Annotated in this window: 3 protein-coding genes; 1 reads left to right on the top strand and 2 read right to left on the bottom strand. The window is 59.1% G+C overall.

Annotation, left to right across the window (positions count from 1 at the left end):
* Together Q7U29_RS16575 and Q7U29_RS16570 are read right to left on the bottom strand one after the other, a co-directional pair.
* Window positions 1–594, bottom strand: a 594-nt coding sequence (locus tag Q7U29_RS16575; RefSeq protein ID WP_304743278.1) for an SDR family NAD(P)-dependent oxidoreductase, incomplete at its 3' end; no start/stop codon positions are given.
* Window positions 595–706: 112 nt separating this feature from the next.
* A complete protein-coding gene (locus tag Q7U29_RS16570) occupies window positions 707–5,158 on the bottom strand; it encodes a hypothetical protein (protein WP_304743276.1) in 4,452 nt (1,483 codons plus the stop codon).
* A 1,204-nt stretch (window positions 5,159–6,362) separates the two neighbouring features.
* Between Q7U29_RS16570 and Q7U29_RS16565 the strand changes: the two genes are divergently transcribed.
* On the top strand, window positions 6,363–8,426 hold the full coding sequence (locus tag Q7U29_RS16565) for an elongation factor G (protein ID WP_304743274.1): 2,064 nt from the start codon (window positions 6,363–6,365) through the stop codon (window positions 8,424–8,426).
* Window positions 8,427–8,470 lie beyond the last annotated feature (44 nt).

The raw sequence follows: 8,470 nt of genomic DNA, 5'->3' as shown, positions 1-8,470 counted from the left end.
GGCCGTCGCGCGCGTGCCGTCCAGCAGGCCCGGCGCCACGCAGTTGACCAGCGTCTCCGGCGCCAGCGCCACCGCCATGCAGCGCGTCAGGTGAATGAGCCCCGCCTTCGACACTGCATAGGCGATCGAGGAGCCGGTCGGGCTCAGCCCCGCCACCGAGGCGATGTTGACGATGCGGCCTTGCCCCTGCGCCTTCATGACCGGGGCGACCGCCTTGATCAGGCGCATCGGCCCGGTCAGGTTGATCGCCATGATCTTCTCCCACACCTCCGGCGTCAGCCCGTCGAGATCGCCGAACGGGATCGCGATATTGTAGGCGGCGTCATTGACCAGCACGTCGAGCCGGCCGAAGGCCTTGATGACCTCGCCGACCAGCCGCTCCACATCGGCGCCGTCGGCGATGTCGCAGCCGAACGCCCGGGCGTTGACCTGATATTGCGACGCCAGTTCGCCGGTGACGCCTTCCGCCTGCTCGCGGCTGCGCGCGTACACCACCGCCACATGCGCGCCCTCTTGCGCCAGCGCGTGGCAGATCCGCTGCCCCAGCCCGCCATTGCCGCCCGTCACCAGTGCGACGGTGCCCTTCAGGTCCATCGGTTCTTTCCTTTGATGCGAACGCGCTGCTGCTTGGCAGCACTCCTGCGCCTTTGATACCTTGTCGCGCCATCCGAAGACACCGTCGGTAAAGCGACAACTTTGCGCCGCTTCAGTTAGTTCGGGCCGAAGGACGTCTCCTCCGGTAAGGCTGAGCACGCACCCTCGCAGATGACTTGGTTACACCTTTCTTGCCCCTCTTTGCGACAACGGCCTTCTTGGCGATCTTGCCCGAATTGCGTTTCAACAGGTCGATGCCCACGATTTCCAGGCCTTGCACGCTCGCGCTATGCTTCTTCGCGAGCCGTACAGCTTCTTTTTCTAGCCATTCGATAAGTGCGGAAAACGGCTGACGGTGCTTGCCTAAAACGACCCAGCTTAGCTTGTCCTTATCCGAACCTCGATTGACGATCAGGAAAACGCCGTAGCGAGACTCCTTCATGTATTGACGGATTAACTGATTTTCCAACCGCTCACTCAGTTCAGCGGCCGTCCATTGACCAGCGATTTTCACCTCGATTGGGGTCCGCCCTTCCACTGCTGGATTGTGAAGCCGAATATCGGTGCGGTCCTGATTGGCAAGCTCTTCTTCGGACGCGATGGTGTATTTTCCGCGCGCAGCTTGCCTTAGCCTATTGGCAAGCGAGCGCCGCAACTCAATCTCATCTGTGACGCGCTGTAATACGGTCGCTTCGCTTTCGTCACCCTCTTCCAAATCTAGTTTGAGGTCGTCGAGGCGAGAAAGCGCAAGGTCATACAATCCCTTCTGAGAAGTGGGGCTTCTTTCCGCAGATTCGACGAATTCGGCCACCTGCGTTGCTGTCCACGACGACGCTTGAGCGGCTGCGTCGCGTTCGGCATGCTCTTCGGCGAGCACGAGCATTCGGTTCTTCGGATACTCTGCCGTGTGAAACTCTGAAAGCTCCAAAAGGGCGTCGCGTGTGGGTTGACCGGGAATCGAAAGCAGCAAGTTCAGCAGGTGATCGCGAGCGCGCTGTGCGTGGTCTCTCGGCGCCGGCGAATAAACCTCGTTATGCTCGATGTCGTCTTCTATCCTGACATGGCCATGGGCGATCTTTATTAGCCTTAATAGCGCGGACGCCTTCATGAAGTCCTTGAATTCGCAACTCAGGCGCTCGTATCGGTCGCCCCAAACGAGATTGAGAACGCCTGACACCCGCTCTTCAGCTTCCCGGCTGTTTGAAGCCTGCTTTACCCATTTTTCAAGTGCTTCTAAGCCCCTTTTGGAATCCAAGCAGAGCGATACCGCAATCCATACGGAGCGGGCCTTCTCGCTTTTGGCACCTTTCGCGCGTTTGGCGACAAATGCTTTGAACTCTCTGGAAAGAGGTGCGGGACGGCGCAACACGACAGATAGGCTAGCGAGCAACGCCGAGGCGTTGGCCTGGGGGTTCTTCTGGATTGCCTCCATGATCTTCGGTCGGAGAAGATCGCCAAGCTCCTTTGCGTTCCAGAGCAACCGCGAGAGTACGTAAGAAGGCGCCGCCTTTTCCTCGGCCAGCGACATTTCCCACTCGATCTCTTTGAGAATAATGTCTGTAACAGGACCAGAATGAGCCGCATAGAGCGTTAACATCCACGGCGGAAGCTCATTGAGCTCTTCGACGGCATAGCGCGTCGCTAGTGAGGCTTCTTCAGGCGTTAGCTTCGCAGCCCACTCACCGGACAGTCGCGACTCCATTGTGAGCCCGCTGAGACCCGCAATGGTGATCCAAGAGGTACCATTGGTTTCCTTCCTTCGTTCGGAGCGAAGTTCAGGCTGATAGACCCGCCACAAAGCGATGCAGAAGTCTCGAAATCGCTGCGCGACCTCGTCTCCATAATCTGGTTTGAGGACCTCCCAATCTGCGATGGTCCATCGAGAGTTGTGTGACTTCTTTTGTCGAATTTCCTTAAATAGCCACAGAGTGGAATTCCACAGCTTTGCTTCGTTCTTTGCCAAATCGAGACTGCCAATCAAGTTTGGGTCAGCCCTAACCCGCCTAATGAAGCTCTGGCGTCCCGCTTCGTTCTTGCGCTTTCGGGTTTGCTGCTGCTTTTTTTGACGCTGATGCCGCATGGCGAAATTCCTCTCAGATTGAGACGGCTCACGCGGTGTCAATTCATCTTCCAATGCCTCTTCGAGAGTTGCGCAGCCAGCAATGGCAACCCTAACTCTTTGGAGTAGTTCATCGCCATTTTCCGACCGGCGGCACAGGAAGCAGAGTGCTGAAAGGGCTACCAGCCTATCGTCAAATAGCGGCCGCTCGCTGAGCGCAAGCAGAAATCCGTCAAAGTCACCCTCGTCAATATTGCCGAGAGTTGGGCTTTGCATAACGAGCCAGAACTTATTAACCGGCTGAGCCGAGTGTCCCCGTTCTATTTGGGCGGAGTACCAGAAGAGGGCGTGTCGCAGAGATCGGCGCTGGCTAATAAACTTGATAGTCTTGCTGTGCACGTCGCCTGTATAGCGATCAAGGTGGTCTGCTTGCTCACACAACGCCAAAGCCTGAAGTAAGATGGGACTGTCCTCCGGTAACCCGTCATGCGCGGTGACATACTCGACCAACTTCCAAACAAATTGGATAAGCCACCCGTGGTCCGCCGAAATGCGGCAAAACCCGCCGTTGTGCAGCGGAGGCTTGCCAACCAGTATCAAGGCCGCTTCCAGCAGGGTGACGCCACGCCCGACGCTGGGAATCCGGTTACATAGGTCTTCCAGTTCACGCTCGAGATGGTCCATGGAGTAAGGCTTCGAAGCGTTGGTCCCCTCGATAATTCGCATCAACTCCTTATCTGTGAGGACCTCGGGCCACATTGTTTCAATAACGGCCGCGAGAATTTGACGATCAAGCGCGTCGACTTTCCTGAGAAGAACTTTGATGAGTGCTCGTTTCTGCGCGGTTGTTCCGGCAACTCCTACCGCTTGCGCGGCCACTCCACGCGAGTAGGTGTTCACTGCGTCATCAGCGGCAAATGTTGCTGCAACGGCGGCGCAGTCTGTTATTTTTCCTTCACGGATTGTCCGAAGGAGCAGGGTTCTGAGGTCGTGGTGATCTCGATGCTTCTTGAGCAATTCTTTTATGGTACCAGCTAAGCTTGGACTCGCGAGACGTCGCACCTCACGAAGATTCAGACTTAGCGGCGTATGCTGCTGCTTGGCGTATTGCTTGGCGAACTGCCTCAGAACTGCCGCTCTTGTCTCGACATCAATCGAAGACGCATCTCCGTGGGACAGCAAAAGCTTGGGGTCAGTTCGAATTACCTGGTTCCGAAACCGGTCGTCCCAGATTGCAAGCCAGCCAACAATCGGCTTCATGGGGGGCAATACAATCAACCGCTCGCTGCCATAGGCCTTGGCGAAGAATATCTTCTGAACCTCGCGAAGACCTTTTCCCGATTGGAGAAGTTTTTGAAACCATCGGGCGGCCAGGTACTCGCGCGCGGTACGATGGTGAAACCTGACCGCGCCGTAGAGCGACTCGTCGAAGAGTGATCTGCTCAATAGCGCGTTAATCTCATTGGGCTGCCACTGTCTAAGTACCTCATGCGGGTCAATGGATATGGCCTTAACACTCTCGTCGGCCCCGTCTGGCGCATAAAGAATAGAGGTGCGGCCGGTGAGCGTAACCGCCGCTGCAAGTACTTGCGCTCCTTCGAGCACGCGATCGGGCCCCATCGGCGAGGCTGCCAAATGTCGAGCATTTTTCTCTTGCAGCTTAAGGCGGATGTTGTTCTCGACCACTTCCGAATATTGACCAATCTTGCGTTTTGACTGCCAGAGTTCGATAAGCCCCGGCAAGTCGGCGGGCCTGTTCGCGAATATGGTGGCATCTACATGCTCAATGGCATCGAGAAAAACTTGACTGTCAGCAACACCAGATTCCTCGGCGAAATGCCTGATTTGCTCGTTATCAAGCGGCGCAAGCTGCAAGACATTGATTGCAGCAATTACCTTTACGCTAGGCGCCTGCGTTTGCTCGCCACCGGCTTCTTGCGCGTGATGTTCGTCAATTGTTTCGACAGGCTCGCTGGTGCGGGAAGTCGGCACGAGTTCGAGTATCCGGCAAACGAGGTCTCTATCAGAGAATGCTTGCCAAGCGTGAGGACGCGTTGAAATGACAATTGTCGCGCGCCGTGCAAAAGGCTTAACGGCTTCAGCAAAACGTACTATTGCCGTCTCGAAGCTTCGGGCCGAAACCAGCTTTGCTTCGTCAACGGAATCCAGAAAAAAATAGGCGTGCTCGTCGGACTCGAACCATGCCTGGACTTCTTCAGGCTTCCCGATTTCAAGGGCGGCCTGCAGGGGTAGCTCCGCCAGCATCTCTAGGCGGCAGAGAAAGGCAGGCTTACCTTGTGCCCTTAGAGCGAGTGCCTGCTGCCTAAACTCTTCGGTCTTGCCGGTTCCGCCCTCACCTACAATGACTGAACAAGGGTCGCCAAGAACATCTTGCCAAACCTTACCTTCACCAGAAAACTGCCAAGACGAGGATTCGCTGTCATCTTCGTCGCCAGGCGCGGGAAATTTCACGAAGCGCCGTTTGAGTTGAAAATATTTGGTCATCGGTTCTGCGTCCAATGTGGGCCGCTCGTGAGGACGCCTCCAAGCTGCGCGTGCTGGCAGCGTGTATAAAATTGCGGCAAGAGCCAATGGCTATCTGGCATATTGGCATCTTTTGGCGACGACTTTCGGCTATTTCTACCTCGAATTCGGTCAATCACGAGTCCGGGAGAAGAAATTGAATGAGCGAAAGCCCGGATTTCCGGCCCTCTGGAAGCCTAGCTAAAGGCGGGAATGGGTGGCTGGGGCGGGGCAATTCAAAATCGGATGCTGTTGCCTGTCGCGAGCCTCAAAGCATTCCGATATTTTACTTTGAAGCGCCCCACCTGCGACAAATTAACCCGTCGGGTAAGATTTCGCTTTTCCCGAAGCCCGAAACACCTTTATGACTCACGCCATCCTGTCCCCTTAGGAAGGGGCGTTGGCCATCGTCACCGAACGTTGGGATGGGATGCGGTGGACGCGGCGGCATCGGGCGCGGAACGGGATTGCAGGGCGGGATAAACTCCGTGAGCGGTCCTTGGAACGTGCGGACGAGCGGTGCCGAAGCGTACGGCGAAATCGTGTGGTCCTGGCGCCGCAAGGCTGGCGCCAAGCTTGCGACTTGTTCGCAGGCGACGGTGGCAACAGAGCGTAGCTCACCGGGGAGAGTACGTATAAGCCGTAGAGCCATTGCGCAGGGAATGTCGGATGTTCTCCGCTGCCCTGTATGCTCGTGTGCAGCTTTTTTTTGCACGACTTCGCACACGAGATCGCGGGTGCAGCGCGCATCCGACATTCCCTGCTCCCTCATTTGAGGGGGAATGATTGGCAAAGCTCGGGCAGATCGTGCCGCGAGAACGCGGAACTGTGCTTGCGGCTGATTTGAAATTTATCAGCGTCGTCCCCGCGAACGCGGGGACCCATAACCCCGGTAGTTTGATGCAACGCCGCGATGGTTCAACAAGCCCACTGACACCGTCCACACGATTGACGGCACGGCGTATGGGTCCCCGCGCCCCGTGCGCAATTGCGCACTAGGCGGGGACGACGAGTCCGCGCGCATTTCGCGCGACCCTTTTGATTGCGGCTCACAGTCTGTGCCCGTCGCTGTGCACTTCACAATGCACTGCATCAACAATATTTCCCACTTGCCAAAATCACGGGACAGGCGGAGCATCGCCCTGCCGACCCAATCACGGGCCGAGCTCCAACCAAGGAGGCGGCGATGGGACAAGACGTCAGAAGTCCCCCAGGCACTAAAAAATCGGGTCCACGGTGCATTGCGCTGGTGGGCCCTTTCCAGAGCGGTAAAACTACACTTCTCGAAGCCATATTGGCGCGCACCGGCGCCATCCCTCGCGCCGGCAGCGTCGATGCCGGAACCTCGGTCGGGGACGCCAGTCCCGAGGCCCGCCATCACAAGATGGGAACCGGGCTCACCGCCGCCACCACCACCTTCATGGGCGAAAGCTACACCTTTATCGATTGTCCCGGTTCAGTTGAATTCGCGCACGACATGCGCGCCGCGATCCCGGCGGTCGATGCCGCGGTCGTGGTCTGCGAGGCGGACGAGAAGAAGCTGCCGCAGCTGCAGATCATCCTGCGCGAGCTCGAGGACCTCGGCATTCCGCGCTTCCTGTTTCTCAACAAGATCGACCGCGCCAACAAGCGCATCCGCGAAACGTTGGCGACGCTGCAGCCGGCGTCACGGATTCCGCTGGTGCTGCGACAGATTCCGATCTGGAACGGCGACCTGATCGCCGGCTTCGTCGACCTCGCGCTGGAGCGCGCCTTCGTCTACCGCGAGCACAAGGCCTCCGAAGTGGTGGCGCTGGAGGGCGGCGATCTCGACCGCGAGAAGGAAGCCCGCTTCTCGATGCTGGAGAAACTCGCCGATCACGACGACGCGCTGATGGAGCAGTTGCTGGAGGATATCCCGCCGCCGCGCGATGCGGTGTTCGACGATCTCGCCCGCGAATTGCGCGAAGGCCTGATCTGTCCGGTGCTGCTGGGATCGGCGATCCGCGAGAACGGCGTGCTGCGGCTGATGAAGGCGCTGCGGCACGAAGCGCCCGACGTCACCGCGACCGCGAAGCGGCTCGGCGTGTCGTCGCCGAAGGATGCGCTGGCCTATGTGTTCAAGACCCATCATCTGCAGCACGGCGGAAAACTGTCGCTGACGCGGCTGCTCGCCGGCCATCTCGACGACGGCGCCACGCTGCAGTCGTCATCGGGCGAGCACGGCAGGGTGTCCGGAATTCTTGCGGTAAGCGGCACCCATGACAGCAAGCGTCCCGCCGCCGAGGCCGGCGAGACGGTAGCACTCGGCAAGCTCGACACCATCAAGACCGGCGACACCGTGTCGAGCGGCAAGACCGCGCCGAAGGCGCTGGTCAGCGTTGAGCCGACGCCGCCCGTACTGGCGCTGTCGCTGTCGGCCACCGACCGCAAGGACGACGTCAAGCTCGGCCAGGCGCTGCTGCGGCTCAACGAGGAGGATCCCTCGCTGACCATGATTCACAACCCGCGCACCCACGACATCGTGTTGTGGGGACAGGGCGAGATGCATCTGCGGGTGGCGCTGGAACGGCTCAAGGACCGGTTCGGCGTCAACGTCAAATCGCAGCCGCCCTCGATCGGTTATCTCGAAACCATCCGCAAATCGATCACCCAGCGCGGCCGGCACAAGAAGCAGTCCGGCGGCCATGGCCAGTTCGGCGACGTGGTGCTGGAGGTCAAGCCGATGCCGCGCGGCGGCGGCTTCGAATTCCACGAAAAGGTGGTCGGAGGTGCGGTGCCGAAAAACTATATCGGCGCGGTGGAAGAGGGCGTGGTCGACGGATTGCTGAAAGGGCCGCTCGGCTTCCCCGTGATCGACGTCCAGGTGACGCTGATGGACGGTTCCTATCACAGCGTCGATTCCTCCGATCTCGCCTTCCGCACAGCGGCGCGGATCGGCGTCACCGAAGCTCAGCAGCAAAGCGCGCCGGTGCTGCTGGAGCCGATCCATGTGGTCGAGATCGTCTGCCCGACCGAGGCCACGGCGAAGATCAACGCCATCCTGTCGGGACGGCGCGGCCAGATCCTCGGCTTCGACACCCGCGAGGGCTGGCCCGGCTGGGACCGCGTCCGCGCCATGATGCCGGAAGCCGAGATCGGCGAATTGATCGTCGAGCTGCGCTCGGCCACCGCCGGCGCCGGAAGCTTCACCCGCCAGTTCGACCGCATGGCCGAAGTCACCGGCCGCGCCGCCGACCAGATCATCGCCGCCCATTCAGTTGCGGCGTGATGCGTCGGCATTGACAGCGCCGCCGGCATGCCCGATCTCACTGG

Source organism: Bradyrhizobium sp., assembly GCF_030654605.1.
GTDB lineage: Bacteria > Pseudomonadota > Alphaproteobacteria > Rhizobiales > Xanthobacteraceae > Bradyrhizobium.
The sequence above is the reverse complement of the archived record's forward strand: the minus strand, read 5'-3'. Positions and strand labels throughout refer to the sequence as shown.